The 15,023-nt window shown below is 68.8% G+C and carries 11 protein-coding genes; 7 read left to right on the forward strand and 4 right to left on the reverse strand.

Going from position 1 to position 15,023, the window contains the following annotated elements; translation table 11 throughout:
* The first annotated feature begins 22 nt into the window (after positions 1-22).
* The 3 genes from CMC5_RS38920 (at position 23) to CMC5_RS38930 (ending at position 1,861) form a co-directional block, all read left to right on the forward strand.
* The gene (locus CMC5_RS38920) at positions 23-646 is read left to right on the forward strand and encodes a recombination-associated protein RdgC (protein ID WP_050435144.1); all 624 of its coding nucleotides are present in this window, start codon (positions 23-25) and stop codon (positions 644-646) included.
* 10 nt (positions 647-656) lie between these two features.
* Complete coding sequence (locus CMC5_RS38925; RefSeq protein ID WP_050435145.1) at positions 657-1,340, forward strand: hypothetical protein; 684 nt, start codon at positions 657-659, stop codon at positions 1,338-1,340.
* Positions 1,341-1,480: 140 nt separating this feature from the next.
* Entirely contained in the window at positions 1,481-1,861 is a 381-nt protein-coding gene (locus tag CMC5_RS38930) for an Hpt domain-containing protein (RefSeq protein ID WP_050435146.1), read from the forward strand.
* A 3-nt stretch (positions 1,862-1,864) separates the two neighbouring features.
* Here the strand turns inward: CMC5_RS38930 and CMC5_RS38935 are convergent, their stop codons facing one another.
* The 3 genes from CMC5_RS38935 to CMC5_RS38945 all read right to left on the reverse strand — a co-directional run bounded on the left by CMC5_RS38935 (position 1,865) and on the right by CMC5_RS38945 (position 7,127).
* Positions 1,865-3,310, reverse strand: coding sequence for a protein kinase domain-containing protein (locus tag CMC5_RS38935; protein ID WP_050435147.1), 1,446 nt, complete (start codon positions 3,308-3,310; stop codon positions 1,865-1,867).
* Positions 3,311-3,401: 91 nt separating this feature from the next.
* A complete protein-coding gene (locus CMC5_RS38940) occupies positions 3,402-4,202 on the reverse strand; it encodes a hypothetical protein (protein WP_050435148.1) in 801 nt (266 codons plus the stop codon).
* A gap of 126 nt (positions 4,203-4,328) precedes the next feature.
* Positions 4,329-7,127: a serine/threonine-protein kinase gene (locus CMC5_RS38945; protein WP_218920184.1), complete on the reverse strand. Its 2,799-nt coding sequence runs from the start codon at positions 7,125-7,127 to the stop codon at positions 4,329-4,331.
* Between the two features lie 205 nt (positions 7,128-7,332).
* On the opposite strand from CMC5_RS38945, the gene CMC5_RS38950 reads away from it, so the two are divergent.
* Positions 7,333-7,974, forward strand: a complete 642-nt coding sequence (locus CMC5_RS38950; RefSeq protein WP_050435150.1) for an RNA polymerase sigma factor — start codon at positions 7,333-7,335, stop codon at positions 7,972-7,974.
* A 74-nt stretch (positions 7,975-8,048) separates the two neighbouring features.
* Here the strand turns inward: CMC5_RS38950 and CMC5_RS38955 are convergent, their stop codons facing one another.
* Entirely contained in the window at positions 8,049-10,442 is a 2,394-nt protein-coding gene (locus CMC5_RS38955) for an FG-GAP repeat domain-containing protein (RefSeq protein WP_050435151.1), read from the reverse strand.
* A 236-nt stretch (positions 10,443-10,678) separates the two neighbouring features.
* Here CMC5_RS38955 and CMC5_RS38960 point away from each other — a divergent pair, with 236 nt between their 5' ends.
* The 3 genes from CMC5_RS38960 to CMC5_RS38970 all read left to right on the forward strand — a co-directional run bounded on the left by CMC5_RS38960 (position 10,679) and on the right by CMC5_RS38970 (position 15,022).
* Positions 10,679-11,953, forward strand: a complete 1,275-nt coding sequence (locus CMC5_RS38960; protein ID WP_050435152.1) for a hypothetical protein — start codon at positions 10,679-10,681, stop codon at positions 11,951-11,953.
* A gap of 81 nt (positions 11,954-12,034) precedes the next feature.
* Positions 12,035-12,424 (forward strand): DUF4280 domain-containing protein, encoded by a 390-nt coding sequence (locus CMC5_RS38965; RefSeq protein ID WP_050435153.1) that lies wholly within the window; start codon positions 12,035-12,037, stop codon positions 12,422-12,424.
* Between the two features lie 90 nt (positions 12,425-12,514).
* Positions 12,515-15,022 (forward strand): type VI secretion system Vgr family protein, encoded by a 2,508-nt coding sequence (locus CMC5_RS38970; RefSeq protein ID WP_050435154.1) that lies wholly within the window; start codon positions 12,515-12,517, stop codon positions 15,020-15,022.
* The last annotated feature ends 1 nt before the right edge of the window (position 15,023 follow it).

The raw sequence follows: 15,023 nt of genomic DNA on the forward strand, positions 1-15,023 counted from the left end.
CTACGTCGGAAGGAGATGGACTTTGGGCGCACTCAAAGGGACGATCACGTACACGAAGCTCTATGTGCGCGGCACGCTGGACGACAGTTTTCGCGACCTGTTCGTGGAGCGAATTCGGCTTCGCGCCTTCCAGCCGCTCACCATCGAAGGCGAAGAGGAGCAGAAGGTCGGCTGGTGCTCCATCGAGGATCCGCTGGACACCGATCTCGACCACAACAAGCTGTACTACGGCTCTTACCTCAACCTGGGGCTGAGAACCGATCGCTGGGTCATCCCAGGTCCGCTCTTGAAGGCGCACCTGGCCGAGGCCGAGAGGGCGCATTTGCAGAAGCGGGGCCGCGAGAAATTGACGCGCCGCGAGAAGGAAGAGATCCGCACGATGGTGTCCCGGCGTCTGCGCAAGCAGGTGCTGCCGGTGATGAACGTCGTGGATCTGTCGTGGAACCTCGACAGCGGGGTCGTCCGGTTCTGGAGTCAGTCCCAGCGGGTGCTCGAGTCCATGATGGAGCTGTTCGAGGACACCTTCAGCGTGAACCTCTTGCCGGAGAGTCCGGGCGCGTCGGCGATCACCCTGGAGCTGTCGGAGGCACACGCCCGCGCACTCGACGCGATCACCCCCACGACCTTCCACCCCGTGTTCGCCTGAGGAGAAGTTCATGGATCTGGTCGATCTGATCGAGAAGCGCAGGTTCCTCGGACGGGAGTTCCTCCTCTGGCTGTGGTTCCAGGGGGACCTCCGGGAGAACAGGTTCGACGTCGAAGACTTCGGGCCGTGCGACATCCAGCTGGAGGGGCAGCTCACCCTCACGCAGGAGAAAGAGCAGAGCCGGTTGAAGGGGGCCATCCCCAGCGCGGCGCCCGAGGCCCGCGAGGCGCTGCGGCAAGGCAAGCTGCCCACGCAGGCGCGCATGCGCATCGAGCGGGGCGAGCTCACCTTCACCTTCGTGCTGCAGTCCGACTCGCTCGCGCTCTCCGGGGTGCGCATCCCGGCGCAGGTGAAGGAAGAAGAAGACGAGCGCTTCTACGAGCGGATGTACCTCGTCGAAGAGCTGGAGGCGATGCTGGGCGCGCTGTACTCCGAGTTCCTCGCGCAGCGGCTGTCGACGTCGTGGGAGCAGACGGTGGCTCCGGCGATCCGCGCGTGGGTCCGAGGTGAGACGGTCGACGCGGCGGCGCTCACCAAGCTCCGCGTCAAACCGCTGGGTCGACGCCCGGGGCAGAGCCCGTCGGACAAGGGGGATGCCCCTGCCGCTGGCCGCGCTTCACGGCCGACGACCATGGCGCCACCCGCGCTGGACGGCAGCGGCCGTGGCAAAGCGAAGGCGAAGGCGGTCGCCTGACGCAGGTCGTCGCCTGGTCGCGCGCTGTTGCTCGAAGGCTGCTCGTCGGTCGAACCTGGCCGACGTCCAGCCGACGCGACCGCCCCACCTCTCACGCCCCCGAGTGATACGCTGAGGGGCCGCGCTGGAGGCGGCCTCTCATGACCCAGCCCCATGATCCAGGGCCTCCTCCGCCACGCCCGGATCGCGCCGCAGCGATTCGTGCCGCACTCGAGGAGATGCGCTCGGAGTACCGCGCCGTCGTCCCCCAGCAGCTCGACGAGATTGCGGTGCACCTCGCCCAAGCTCGCTCCGGAGGCGACGAAGCGAGCGTCGCCGAGGCGCTCACGCAGATGCGCCGGCTCGCGCACCGCATCCGCGGGACGGCGGGCTCGTTCGGCTGGGTGAGCCTGAGCCAGGCGGCAGGCGCCATCGAGGACGCCCTCGAGGAAGGAGCCGTGTCCCTGCCCGACGAGACGACCCTGCACCTCGCCGCCGCGCTCGAGGAGGCGCGCGCGGCGGTCGCGGTCGGCCTCTCGTGATCCTCAGGCCGAGAGCGCGCTGGAGACGGACGAGCGAGGCACAGCAGGCCACGCAGCGCGGGCGGAGATGCGGGAGATGGTCTCGATGAGCTGCTCCAGATCGATCGGCTTGGCCACGAAGTCCCCCACGCCGAGGACCGAGAAGCGCCAGCGGTCTTCCTCGCGCAGCCTGGCGCTCATCACCACGACGCGCGCCTGATCGCCCCGGGGCAGCGAGCGCAGACGCGACAGCGTGCCCACCCCGTCGAGCCCGGGCATGTCGAAATCGAGGAGCACCAGGTGCGGAGGGTGGCTCCACGCGCTCACCAGCGCTTCGGCGCCAGAGGCTGCGGACACGATCTCCGGGGGCTCTTCGTAGAAGGCGAGCTGCACGGCCCGGGTGGCGAACCGACGGAAGATGGGATCGTCATCGACGACGAGCACGCGCCGCGCGGTGCTGTCCTCGTGCTCACGGCGCGACGAGGCCTGGGAGAGATCGACGGGCTCCAGGCCACCGAACGAGGTGGCGCTCGCCGTGAGCGCGCGAGCGAAGGCGGCGCAGGTCTCGTAGCGATCCCCGGGCTTCTTGGCGAGGGCACGCGCGAAGACGTCATCGCAACCTGCCAGGTCGGGCCGGAAATCGGAGAGGCGTGGAGGCGGCGTGCGCGCCTGATCGATCATCACCTGGTCCGGGACCGGATCGTCGAACGGAGGGCGCCCGCAGAGCATTTCGAATGAGAGGCAGCCCAGCGCATAGACGTCGGTCTGGGGCGTGACGTTGCGGTTGGCCGTCAAGCGCGTCTGCTCGGGCGCCATGTAGAGGGGCGTCCCACCGCTCATCGCCCAGGGATCGGTCGGATCACTCACGGCAAGCCCGAAGTCGACCAGCACGGGTCGCCCCGATCCCTCCTCGATGACCACGTTGTCGGGCTTGAGATCCCGGTGAACGATCCCCTCCGCGTGCACCGCGTCGAGGCCCGCGGCCAGACGGCCGATGATGGTCAGCACCCGGTGGATCGGGATCTGTGCGCGGTGCATCCAGTGCTCGCTCAGGATGTCCCGCAGGTTGCGTCCGCGGACGTACTCCATCACGAAGAAGCACGTCGACTCATGCCGCCCGAAGGCATGGACCTGCACCACGTGCTGGCTCCGTATCGAGGCGAGCGCCGCGGCCTCCTTGCGTAACGCCTTCACCCACTCCGGATCGGTCCCGAGCGCGGGAGAGATCACCTTCAAGGCGACCTTGCGACCGAGCCCCTCGTCCGTAGCGAGGTACACGATGCCCATTCCGCCCCGGCCCAGCTCGGACTCGACGCTGTAGCGCCCGTCCACCACGATCTTCGCTCCGGCTGCACGCCTGCCATTGCAACGTGGGCAATGGGAGCCGGCCAGCGGCCACGCTGGAACGCTGGCCACTGGATCCAGGCCTCGCGCAGCGAAGCCGCACCACGAGCACTCGCTGTTCATCATTCCCCCTGACATTCTGGTGTAGTGGAGCCGCTCGAACGGGGCAAGCGAGGCCAGGGGGGAGCCTCGCCGTCGAGACGGCGCAAAATGCCGTTCAGAGCACGAGTCGCTCGCCCCGACGGACACGGGCGAGCGTGGTGTGGGGAGCCGTGAGACGGACCTCTTCCACGAAATCCTCCCCGGCATCCGCGGCGTGAGGGCCAATCACCGCGGTCGTGCCCTGTTCGTGGCGCACGGCGACCTGGTCCTGCGGGATCAACCAGCCCTCCCGTCGGTCGAGATCGATGCGTCGTACCCACGTATGTGCGCTCCCGGCGCGAAGCATCACCCACGCAGCCACAGGGGTGGCGATCGTGATCCCCGCTCCTTCCAGCTCCCCACATCCTGCTGCGGCAGCCTCGTCCTTCGCTCCGGCTACCTGCCCACCATCCCAGGGGGGAGCATAGACCCACGGGGTGTCCGTCGTCACCCGCTGCTCCGCGGCCCCCTCGGGCGTGGAGACCCGGACCACACCGCCCACCGCATCGAGCTGCATCCGCGCGACGAGCACTTCGCCCGCCGACAGCGAGACCGTCGCGGAGACCAGTCGACCCGCGGGATCGAGCGTCACATCCTCCACCACCCGCCGCCCAGCGTCGGCTCCCCCCTCGAAGAGGGTCTCGCCGTGGAGCTTCTCCAGACCTTCCTGGTTCACGCCCCGCGTGACGCGCGCGCGCACGCCGTTCCCCGAGAAGGTCATGGTCTCGGCGTGTCCCTGAGGCGTCGCGCCGCGCGCGGTCTGCTCGGCGCCAGCCTCGGCACAGCCTGACGCGGCGAGGCCCATGAGAACGACGAGTGCGGCGCGATGGCCGCGCTTCCAGAAGGAGGTGGGCGAAGTGTGGGTGGCGAGGTTCATCGGCGGTCGCTCCTGTGACGATTGGCTCCGCGTCGCGCTCGAAGCGACGTCGGGCCTCTCCATCGGATAGCTACCGAGCCGCGAGGATGTGACGGACCCGGAGAAGAATTTTTCGCAGACCCGAGGTCAGCTTCCGCAGCCGAGCGCCTTGGCGCGATCCCGCGCCAGCTCTGCCGTCACGCTCCGCGGACGTGCGGCCCCCCACCGCGCCTGCACCAGCCGGTACGCCGCGCAGGCGCCCACCCGATCCCGGACCGCCTCACGCGCTTGCCCCAGCCAGAAGTGAGCGCGCGTGTGCTCCACCGGAAACTCGAGTGCGGCGCACCGCTGGGTCGCCCCCTTCAGCCACCGGGTGGCCTCTTCGCCCTCGCCGGCGAACAGGAAGGTGCGTCCCACATCCGCGTCGACCAGCGTCTCCAGACGAAAGGGGGGTAGCGGTTCGAACCTCGGCAGCGCACCGAGCGCGTCGCGTGCGTCACGCTCGTCCTCGACCAGCGCTGCGTAACCGTGAAGCCAGAGGAAGCTGCGTGACACGGGTGTGAGGCGCGCTGCCCAGCCGCTCAACCAGGGCTCGCGGCGGGCGGCAGCGCCGCGACGATCGATGGCACCCGAGCGACGGGCGATGAGCAGCAAGGCCGGGGTCACGTCGCTCGCGAGGGCCGAGTCCTCCGCGCCAGGGCCGGGCTCCCAGGCGTCACGCCGATCCAGGAACTCCAGCGCCACCTTGCCCGCCTCCGCGCCGCGCCCTTGCTCTTCGAGCGCCCAGGCGAGGAGCAATGCAGCTTGCCCTCGCTCGTGCTGGAGACGACTCTGCGCGGCCACGGCGCGCTCGACCGCACGTGCTCCCTTCTCTGCGGCCCCGAAGTCTCCCCCCAGCAGGTCGGCCCGGATTCGCGAGACCAGCAGCATGCGACGCAGCTCGCCGGCAATGGAGGCGGGGAAGTGCGCGGTCTCCTCTTCTCCCTGCCGCAGCGCTTCGAGCACCGTGGGAAGAGGCTGCCCCCGGGAAGCGAGCGCGCTCGCGAGCAGCGGGTACGCGGTCGCGGGTGTCGCGCCAGTGGCGACCAGTGTCCGTGCAATCCGCTCGACTCCCTCGCAGTCGCCCCGGTCCGAGCGGTGGACGAGCTTCAGCTGCAGACACGTCACCGAGCCTGGGTTCTTTTCGAGGCAGCGTTCGAGCACCTGGTCGGCCTCGTCGATCCGACCACGGTAGGCGTGGTAGGTGGCCAGCGCCCCGTGCGCCCGCGAGAACCCTGGGTCGATCTGGAGTGCACGCTCGATGTGGCCAATCGCGACCTCGAAGTCCGAGTAATTCGCCGTGGCGACGCCGAGCAGGTACCAGATCTGTGCGTCGCCCGGGGACGCCAGAGCCAGCCGATGCAATCGCTGGATCGTGGACGCCCAGTCGGCTGGCTGGCGACGCACCACGGGTTCCACGGCGTCGAGCAGCGACTTCTCACGCTCGCTGAGGGCAGCACGCTTCTCCTGGGCCCGCCTGAAATGCTCACGCGGTCGCTCCATGGTCTTCACCTGGGCCAGTCCCCCCAGCGCGAACTGCACGTGCGCCGACACCATCTCGGGGTCCAGCTCGAGCGCACGCAGGAGCGCCGAGTACCAGGTGCCACCCGAACGAAACGTGGCGAGCGCTTCCCGGTACTGTGCGACCGCCTCCGGCTTGCTCGACGGAGGTGCGGGTAGATCGAGCAGCGACGTCGGCACCACCGCCGGAGCCAGCGCAGCGGCAGGAGCCCCCACACCAGGCAGCAAGGGCGGCGGCGGGAGCGGTGGTGGTGGAGCCGGCAACGACGCGGACTCGGGCGACACCGACGAGGCCTCGCCACTCAGCATCTCGATGCCCAGCACACCGAGCCCCCCGAGCGCCGAGATGGCCGCCGCGGCGCCCGCCCAGGCCCACCACCGCCGCGACGACGACGGCGCGTGCTCCAGGTCGCGCAGCAAGGCGCCCCCATCGGCGTACCGCTGGGCCGCGTCCTTGCGCAGACACCGGAGCGCCACCCGCTCCAGATCCTTCGCCACCCCCGTCCTGATCGTCGAAGGCGGCGGAGGTTCATCGCGATCGATGGAGATGATCAGCTCCATCAGCGTGGCCCCCGAGAAGGGGCGCCACCCGGTGAGCATCTCGTAGAGCAGGACCCCGAAGGAGAACACGTCGCTCCGCGGATCCACCGGCAGCCCCTTGGCTTGCTCGGGCGACATGTACCCGGGCGTCCCCATGATGCGCCCCTCGGCCGTCTCCGTGGTCGAGACCGCGCCCGGCACGCTCCCGGCCCGCGCCACCTTGGCCAGGCCGAAGTCGAGCAGCTTCACGTGCCCATCGACCGCGATCATCACGTTCTCGGGCTTGAGATCCCGGTGGACCACCCCCGCCGCGTGGGCCTTGGCCAGCGCCCCGGCGATCGCGCCGGCCACGCGCCGCACCTCCACGGCAGGAAGAGCGCGCGCAGCATCCGGTCTGCGCTCCAGCAGTGCGCGCAGGGTCTCGCCACGGACGAGCTCCATCGCGATGAACACCCAGCCATCGGCTTCGCCCACGTCGAAGACGGTGGCGATCCGCGGATCGCTGAGCGCCGCGGCCGACCGCGCCTCCCTCAGGAAGCGCCGCCGCCGCCCCTCGTCGTCCGACCACGGGAGCACCTTCAGGGCGACGTGCCGCCCCAGCGTCACATCCTCCGCGGCGAACACCACGCCCATGCCGCCCCGACCCAGCTCACCCCGGATGACGAACCGACCCAGCGTGTCCCCGGGCCGCGGCATGCGCCCGTGAAGGTCGGCACGGCGTGGAATCCTCGCGACCTCCGAGAGAAAGGGGTCGGGCGTGATCGACCCGTCGCTGTCGAGCCCCGACAGATCGTCGTCGCCCTCCTCGCCAGCTTCGTCGCCGCGCTGCTCGGGGACTTCTTCCATGAACGCGTGGAGCATATCGCGGACATCGCCTGGATCGAGCCAGAGCCGACCGCTCTTGCTCGCTCACCTGGTCTCCTGGTTCCTGGTCGGTCGACCTCCGTAGGGTTGGCTACCGGTCGGAGCGCTTGTGAACACGATCGTTGGCGATCCGGTCCCGGCCCGGCCAAGATGCGCCGCCCCCCTCCGCGGGGACGCGGCCGACCTCATGAACCCGCAGCAGAGAGAAGAGCTCGAAGTCACCATCCGGAGCCACGCCGAGGGCGGCGATCTCGCCGGCGCCGCCGAGATCGCGCTCCGCGGCTACGGTCGGGAGATCTTCGAGTTCCTCGCGGCGCTCCACCGCCAGGACGACGACGCCGCCGAGGTCTTCTCCCTCTTCGCCGAAGGCCTGTGGCGCGGCCTACCCCGCTTCGGCTGGCGCTCGTCGTTCCGTACCTGGGCCTACGCCGTGGCGCGCAAGGCCTCCCTGCGCTTCCGACGCGACGCCAGGAGGCGCGCAGCCCGGGGCGCTCCCCTCCCCGACTCGTCACGCCTCGAAGCCATCGCCGCCGAGGTGCGCACCCAGACCCAGTCGTGGCTCCAGACCGAGCGCAAGAACCGCTTCACCGCCCTGCGCGAGTCGCTGCCATCCGAGGATCAGGCGCTGCTCCTGCTCCGCGTGGATCGCCAGCTCTCCTGGATCGACCTCGCGCGCGTGCTCCACGAAGACGACGGCGCGCCGCTCGAAGGCGACGCGCTGAAGCGCGAGGCCGCGCGCCTGCGCAAGCGCTTCCAGCTCATCAAGGAGAAGCTCTACGAGATGGGGCGCCGTGAGGGGCTGGTGCGCCGCGACGACGACGACACCTAGAACACCGCCCCCGACTGGACCACGCGGTCAGAAGGGCCCCGAGGGCGGCGCACAACGCACCGCCCGCTTACGCCTCATTGCGGGCAGATCTGCAGCGTCCCCGCGCCCTGGTTGTTGCCCGGGTGGCAGTCGGCGATCGTGTTGCTCGGATCGACCACGACGAAGATGTTCCCCGTCCCGGGTACGAAGCCCGTGCAGGCCACCTCCTCGCAGTCTCCCGGCATGAGCAGCGCCTCGGTCTGCGACGAGCACAGCGCAGCGACGCCGCCAGCGCCGTCATCCACGTTGAACTCGACCGTGACCCCATCCTGCACCGGGTTCGTCCCCCGGTTGCAAACGCGCGTCTTCAGCGTGACGTCGCCCGCGGTGCCGCTGCACAGCGCGCCCACGTCGGTGATGACCGCCGTCAGATCGGCGACGTTCAGCAGCCCGAGGCTCCCCTGCGTGTTCTGGCGGAAGTTGTTCAGGCCAGCCTGCGTCCAGTTCGGCGCCACCTGGCTCGACCGCGGGATGCGCGCGTCGTCGGTCACGTTGGTGATCGAGTAGGCGTGCTGGTTCCAGATGGGCCGCGAAGAGGCCCAGGCATCGTCGGGGTCGCGCAGGATCATGAAGCCCCCCCGCTGCACCGCGGGGCCCGAGCCGGGGAAGAGCGGATCGGTCGCCGGGCATGCCGGAGAGGGCGAGCGCGCCACCACGATCTCGGTGGCGAAATCGCCGTCCACATCCGCGATGACCGGCAGCTCGAAGCCCGTCGAGTTGGAAGCCGGCGCGCTGAAGATCACCTTGCCGCTCTTGCCTTCGTAGACGCGGACGTAGCATTCGTCGCCATACACCGCCTCGGCGTTCCCATCGCCATTGAAGTCGAACACCGACGAGCCCGTCCCGCTCGACGAGAAGTCCTGCGAGAGCTGCGCCCAGAGCACACCGTCGGGGAGCGATTGCATCTCCGGCGGGCGATCGCACTTCCCACCAGGTCGCTCCGGCGGGCTCTGTCCACCGAGCGCCGCCACGCAATCGGGATCGTAGACGGCGTAGTACTGGTTGGCCGCCGCGGCGAACTCCACCTGCCCATCGCCGTCGAAGTCGCCTGCCGTCGGCGGGCCACCATGACCACCGGGCACGCCCGGATCGTGGTGCAGCGGCACCGGGCCCCAGACCACCGTCCCGTCGAGCGTCTGGACGCGGATCGTGCCGGAGGAGTTCGCATTGAACATCGTCGTCTCGGCCGACACCACCACCACCTCCGGTAGGTTGTTCGGCAGCGGCTTCCCCGGGATCTGCGAGTACTGCCCGAGATCGACGATCGCCACGTGGCCCGGCTTCTGCGTCACCGCATTATGGACGAAGAAGCTTTCGTTCACCCAGTCCGAGGCCGCCGCGTCCCAGCGCGCGATCCGATCGAAACGCACCAGCTCGGGCCGACCATCGAGATCGACATCGGCAATGGCCGACATCACGCCGTGCTGGAGGTAGTTGAGGAAGCTCACTCCGTTGCGCAGGCAGCCATCGGCGTCGAACACCATTTCGTCGACGATGATCTCGGGCGACCCATCGTCGTCGATGTCCCAGATACCTGGCCCGAAATTGGCCTGGTTCGAGGCGAAGTCGACGATGGTGTCGCCACTCTGGCTGCAGATCCGCCCGACCCAGCGGCGCTCGAGCCGAGGCGCTGCGCCGGACGCATCGATGCCGAGCGCATAGAGGTTGAGGGGCGCATTGATGCCCGACCCCGTGGTCGACCGGCGCATTCCGACGATCTCCGGATGCCCGCCCGAGGGCACGTCGCCGTCGAGATCTCCGATGGCCCACTGTGTCCCGTACGCTGGCCGGTTCTCGTTCGAGGGGTCGTCCGCCCCACCGAGCCGCATCTGCTCCTCGCACGTGCGGCCATCGAAGACACGCAGCGTCCCCACCCGGTCGCTCCCGGCGTGCTGGAAGGTCGTCACCACGATCGACGGCTGGAGCTTGCCGGGATCGAGATCGAGGTTCAGGTCGGCGACCACCGGCGCCGTGTAGACGTAGATGGACGCCGCCGTCGGGTCCCCCGGTGCGGTGGGACCCGCCCACTCGCACTGGACGGTCGGGACCACGCCATCGGGCACCACTTCCTTCTTACAGTCGGGGTCGTTGATGACCTCCGGCGGCACCCCGTAAGGGATGCACTCGCCATTGGCATCGCAGTACGAGTCCCCGGGGCAATCGTCATGGGTCGAGCAGGACCCCAGGTTCGGAATGCACGTGTCGTAACGGCAGATGAACGACTGAGGACAGAACTCCCCTCCGCATCGGCCATCGTCACCGGCCCCGCTTCCCCCCTCACCTCCGCCTGCCCCGCCCCCCCCGCCCGGGCCGCTCGTCCCGGAAGGCTGGGTGCTGGAAGCGCCGTCGGAGCACGCCGCATACAGAATGGCAGCGAGCGGCAGGAACAGCAGCGCTCGGGATCGAGCGAGGGAGCGGCGAGATAGCATTGTCGACCACCGTACAGAGGACCTGAGCGATGCGTCAACCGGACCAGGCTACCCGCCAGGTCCGCGAACCCAGGTCGGCCACCTCCTCCATGGCGGTCCGGCCTCCCCGCCAGGTGACAGGTGAACTGATGACGGGTGGAGGTCGACGATGGCGTCCCGGGACACGTCACGTCGACACGTGGATGTCACCAAAGAACCCACCAGCGGATCACGGAGCCATGGTAAAACTCCTGGTAATGCTTCGCGCTCACCTGCTCGCTCTGGTGTTGCCTGCGCTCTTTACCGGAATGTATGCCTGTGCCGCTGGAACGAGCGGCAGTCCTCTCCCCGAAGGAACCAGCGGCAACTCCGGCGGCGACCCGGGGAGCGGCGGGTCGGGTGGCGGCGGGCTTCCTCCGGGGGACGACGGCGGCATCGATATCGACAATGACGCCTCCACCGAGGAGCCGCCCCTCGAACCGGATTCGGCGTGTGCCACGGCCGTAGAAGAGGCCGAGGCGGTGCCCCTCCCTGTCGACATCATCTGGATGGTCGACAACTCCTCGAGCATGGCGCCCGCCGTCACGCAGATCAAACAGGGACTCAATGCCTTCGCGGCCCTCATCGCCGCCAAGTCCCTCGACTACCGCGTCATCATGCTCTCGCTGCGCGGCAAGACCCAGTCGGGCAACCTCCACCCGATCTGCATCCCGCAGCCGCTCGCCGGGAACGACGACTGCGGCAACAGCCCGCGGTTCTTCCACTCGAGCATGAACATCTACAGCACCCAACCGCTCGAGCAGATCCTCGGCACCCTCGCGCAGACCGACGGCTACCAGCAAGGACAGGCGCGCGGTGGTGAACCCTGGGCTGGCCAGCTCCGCCCCGAAGCGACCAAGACCTTCGTCGTCGTCACGGACGACAATGCGCGCCTCAGCGCCGACAACTTCGAGAACTTCGCGGGCGGCAAGAACCCGTACAACAACAATCAGCTCCCGCCGGGCATCCTTCGCCCCTCGTGGAATGGTCTCTTCGACGACTACGTGTTCAGCGCCATCTATGGCTGGGGAGCGCCGAACGACCCGTCGACCAAGTGCAAGTACTCGAACCTGACCGAGCCGCCGAGTTCCGGCCCCACGTACACCACCCTGGTCGCCAAGACCGGCGGTGTGCGCGCCAAGATCTGCGACGGCCAGGCCGCCTGGGGACCGTTCTTCGATGCGGTCGCCGACGCCGTCATCGAGACCGCAAAGCTCTCCTGTGAGCTCGCCATCCCCACCCCGAGCTCTGGCACCATCGACCCCGCCAAGGTCAACGTCGCCTTCACCAGCGGCAGCGACCAGACCCTGATCAACCACGTGCCCACCGCAGCCGACTGTGGCACGAGCGCCGCCTGGTACTACGACGACCCCGTGCACCCCACCAAGGTCATCCTCTGCCCCCAGGCCTGCGACGACGCGCAGGACGCCATCGGTCCGAACAAGCCCGGCAAGATCGAGGTGCTGTTCGGCTGCGCGACCATCGTTCAGTAACCCTCCCCCAGCAGCAGCTCCGAGCAGGGTGAATGGCGGCGTTGAAGACCGCCATCGGGACCCCTAAGCTCGTACGCCATCATGGCCAGGCTCGTGGTCGATGGCGCAACGCTCCGATGCAATCAGGGCTCGACCCCTGGGCGCCTCTCGGTTGCGACCCCGCACGGCGTCGCTGGACAGAAGCGCCAGGCAGCGACCGTCGACGACCATCGACCCAACCTCCACGTCGCCTCCTTCGGCATGTGCCGCTCCATGTCCAACCCACAGGTCTCCGCTGCAACCTCGGCGGCCAATGGCGTGCTGACGCCACAGCCCTGTGTGCCTGCCACCCCAGCTCCCTGGCAATCGGGGCACCGTCATGTCCGGCTCGTGCGCGGCGTCGCGCTCACGGACGACGCGACCTGCGCGTGTCAGTGGGGAGGTACGATCGAAATCGCCGATCCAGGCGCAGGCGGCATCCAGACGCGATGACATCGTGCGGACCGCACGACCCTGATCGGTTCTCATTCCGACGACACCACGATTGACGTTCCGTTTCCAGACACGCTATCGCCAGAGAGCATGCCCGAGCTCGACGCTTCGAAACCGTTCCAGCTGACGACGAAGCGCCTCGGTCGTGGAGCGCTCGACGTCACGCGCTTCCACGGAGAGGAGTCCCTCTCGTCGATTTATACGTACCGCATCGAAGCCCTCTCGGCGCAGCCCTACCCTGCGCTGGAGGAGGCCCTCCTCGGCGAACGTGCCGTCCTCTCCCTGGACACCGTCGCCGGCCCGCACGTCATCACCGGCGTCGTCCGCGCCACGTCCTCGTACGGTACGAGCAACACGCCCGGCGGAAGACGCACGGCGCTCACCTTGGAGCTCGTCCCCCGACTCGCCTTGCTCTCGGAGCGCCGGACCTCTCGAATCTTTCAAGACCTCTCGGTCTCGGAGATCATCTCCCAGATCCTCGGCGAATGGCGGGTCCCGCACCGCTTCGCGCTCGCCGAGCCACGCAGCGCGTGGGAGCACTGCGTCCAGTATCAGGAGTCCGACCACGACTTCCTCTGTCGCCTCCTCGCCGCCGAAGGGATCTACTTCTACTTCGCCTTTCCTCCCGCCGACGACGCCTCACCGGATGCCGAGGAGATCGTCGTCTTCGGTGATACCCCCGCCGCACACCAGAGTCCCCCCGAGCAGTGGTTCTCACCGCCGAAGGGTTCCAAGGGCCTCCCCGTAGGCGGCGCCATGCCCTCGCTCCGCGTGTGCTCCTCGGGCGCCATGAGCGCGCTGGACACCGAGGAGCTGGTGTCCTGGTCGCGACGCCGTGCCATCGCTCGCGAGACCGTCAAGTTCCGCGACTACCTCGCCGTCAACGCCAGGTTCGATCTGGTCGCCGACGCAAGCGGCCCGCGCGACCTCGCCATCCCGAGCCACATCGATGGCTGGCTCCCTCCCCGCCCGCTCATGGGGAACGAACTCGTCGACGACGCGACCACCCGGCGTGCACTCGAACAGGCCCGCACCGAGACCATACGCTATGAGGGTGCGGGCAACTGCCGACGCCTCCACGCAGGCCACCGCCTCCACGTCGAACATCCCGACGACCTCGGCTCTCGAGGCGACCACCTCGTGGTCCGTCTCGTCTGCGATGGGCGCACCCCCCAGCTCACGGACGACACGAACGTCTATGAAGTCCGCTTCGACGCCATCGGCGCCGAGACCCCCTGGAGACCTCCCCCGCTCCCCACGCGCCTCGCGCCACCGCTCGACACCGCCGTCGTGGTGAGCCCCGGCGGCGGCGATACCCATACCGATGCCCTCGGCAGGGTCCGCGTCCAGTTCCGCTGGGACCTCGACCGCACGCTGGACATCGGTCGCTCCTGCTGGCTGCGCGTCGCCCAGGCGTGGTCCGGCGCAGGCTTCGGGACGCACTTCTTGCCGCGCGCTGGCATGGAGGTCCTGGTGAGCTACCTCGGCGGTGACATCAACCGACCGATCATCATCGGCTGCGCGCCCAACAGCTCCAACCCGGGTCCCTTCTCCCTGCCCGCCGAGGCGGACAGGAGCGGCATCGTCTCGCGCTCCACCCCGCGCGGCGACGGAGGGAGCGCCATCATCTTCGACGACACCTCGGCGAGCGAGTGCCTCCTGATCACGGCCCAGCGCGATCTCGAGACCACGGTCCCCAACGAGCACAGGACCCAGGTCGCCGGCCATCAAACGATCAACGTCGCCAAGGATCGCAAGCTCACCGTCGAGGGGCATTGCGTCGACGTCATCGCCGGCGACGAGGATCGCACCATCGGTGGGCACGCCCGGCAGACCATCTCGGGGCGCTCCTCGCAGAAGGTCGCAGGGCACGCCGCGTCCAGCTACGAGGGCGGCCTCGGGGTGAACGTGAAGGGGCGCGCCGCGCTCCACGTCGATGGCGATGCCGAAGCCCAGGTGAACGGCCTGCTGAACGCCCAGGTCGAGGACGACGCCATCGTACGAGGCGGCGGACACACCGTCCTGCTCGTCGGCACCCACGCCGCCCCCCGCTCCATGTTGCTCCACGTCGAAGGCACCAGCGTCTCGGAGGCCACGCGCACCCTGGAGCTGACGTCCGACGAAGCGATCCGCCTCCGCTGCGGCGACTCGTCGATCGTCCTCACCCCCACGGCCATCCAGCTCGTGGCCCCGAAGGTACGCATCGACGCGGGCATCGTGGAGACCGACGGTGACACCTTGAACCTCAAGGCCAGCAAGCTCGCTCGCCTCGAAGGCAAGAAAGCGTTCGTCCTTTCCCAGGGGGCCTCGGTCTGCCTCACGGCCGACGTGAAGATCGACGGCGGCACCGTCTACCTGAAAGAGCCGCCCGATGCGAGTGACGGCCCCGAAGCGCGGCGCGCGCCACCTCCCCCCACGCAGATCAAGCTCACCGATCAGGATGGGAATGCGCTTCCAAGCGAACGCTATCTGCTCATCCTCGACGACGGAACCGAGCGCGCCGGGGTGCTGGACGAGAACGGAGAGGCGACCGTCCACGGCCTCGAAGGCAAAGCCAAGATCCACTTCCCCGAGCTGCCCTCACGCGCAGGAGGCTGAC

The organism is Chondromyces crocatus (assembly GCF_001189295.1).
Classification (GTDB): Bacteria; Myxococcota_A; Polyangia; order Polyangiales; family Polyangiaceae; genus Chondromyces; species Chondromyces crocatus.

Coding starts and splice junctions, on each gene's coding strand:
- CMC5_RS38925 (WP_050435145.1), top strand. CDS start 657: ATGGATCTGGTCGATCTGATCGAGAAGCGCAGGTTCCTCGGACGGGAG.
- CMC5_RS38930 (WP_050435146.1), top strand. CDS start 1,481: ATGACCCAGCCCCATGATCCAGGGCCTCCTCCGCCACGCCCGGATCGC.
- CMC5_RS38960 (WP_050435152.1), top strand. CDS start 10,679: ATGCTTCGCGCTCACCTGCTCGCTCTGGTGTTGCCTGCGCTCTTTACC.
- CMC5_RS38940 (WP_050435148.1), bottom strand. CDS start 4,202: ATGAACCTCGCCACCCACACTTCGCCCACCTCCTTCTGGAAGCGCGGC.
- CMC5_RS38935 (WP_050435147.1), bottom strand. CDS start 3,310: ATGATGAACAGCGAGTGCTCGTGGTGCGGCTTCGCTGCGCGAGGCCTG.
- CMC5_RS38965 (WP_050435153.1), top strand. CDS start 12,035: ATGGCCAGGCTCGTGGTCGATGGCGCAACGCTCCGATGCAATCAGGGC.
- CMC5_RS38970 (WP_050435154.1), top strand. CDS start 12,515: ATGCCCGAGCTCGACGCTTCGAAACCGTTCCAGCTGACGACGAAGCGC.
- CMC5_RS38950 (WP_050435150.1), top strand. CDS start 7,333: ATGAACCCGCAGCAGAGAGAAGAGCTCGAAGTCACCATCCGGAGCCAC.
- CMC5_RS38955 (WP_050435151.1), bottom strand. CDS start 10,442: ATGCTATCTCGCCGCTCCCTCGCTCGATCCCGAGCGCTGCTGTTCCTG.
- CMC5_RS38945 (WP_218920184.1), bottom strand. CDS start 7,127: ATGGAAGAAGTCCCCGAGCAGCGCGGCGACGAAGCTGGCGAGGAGGGC.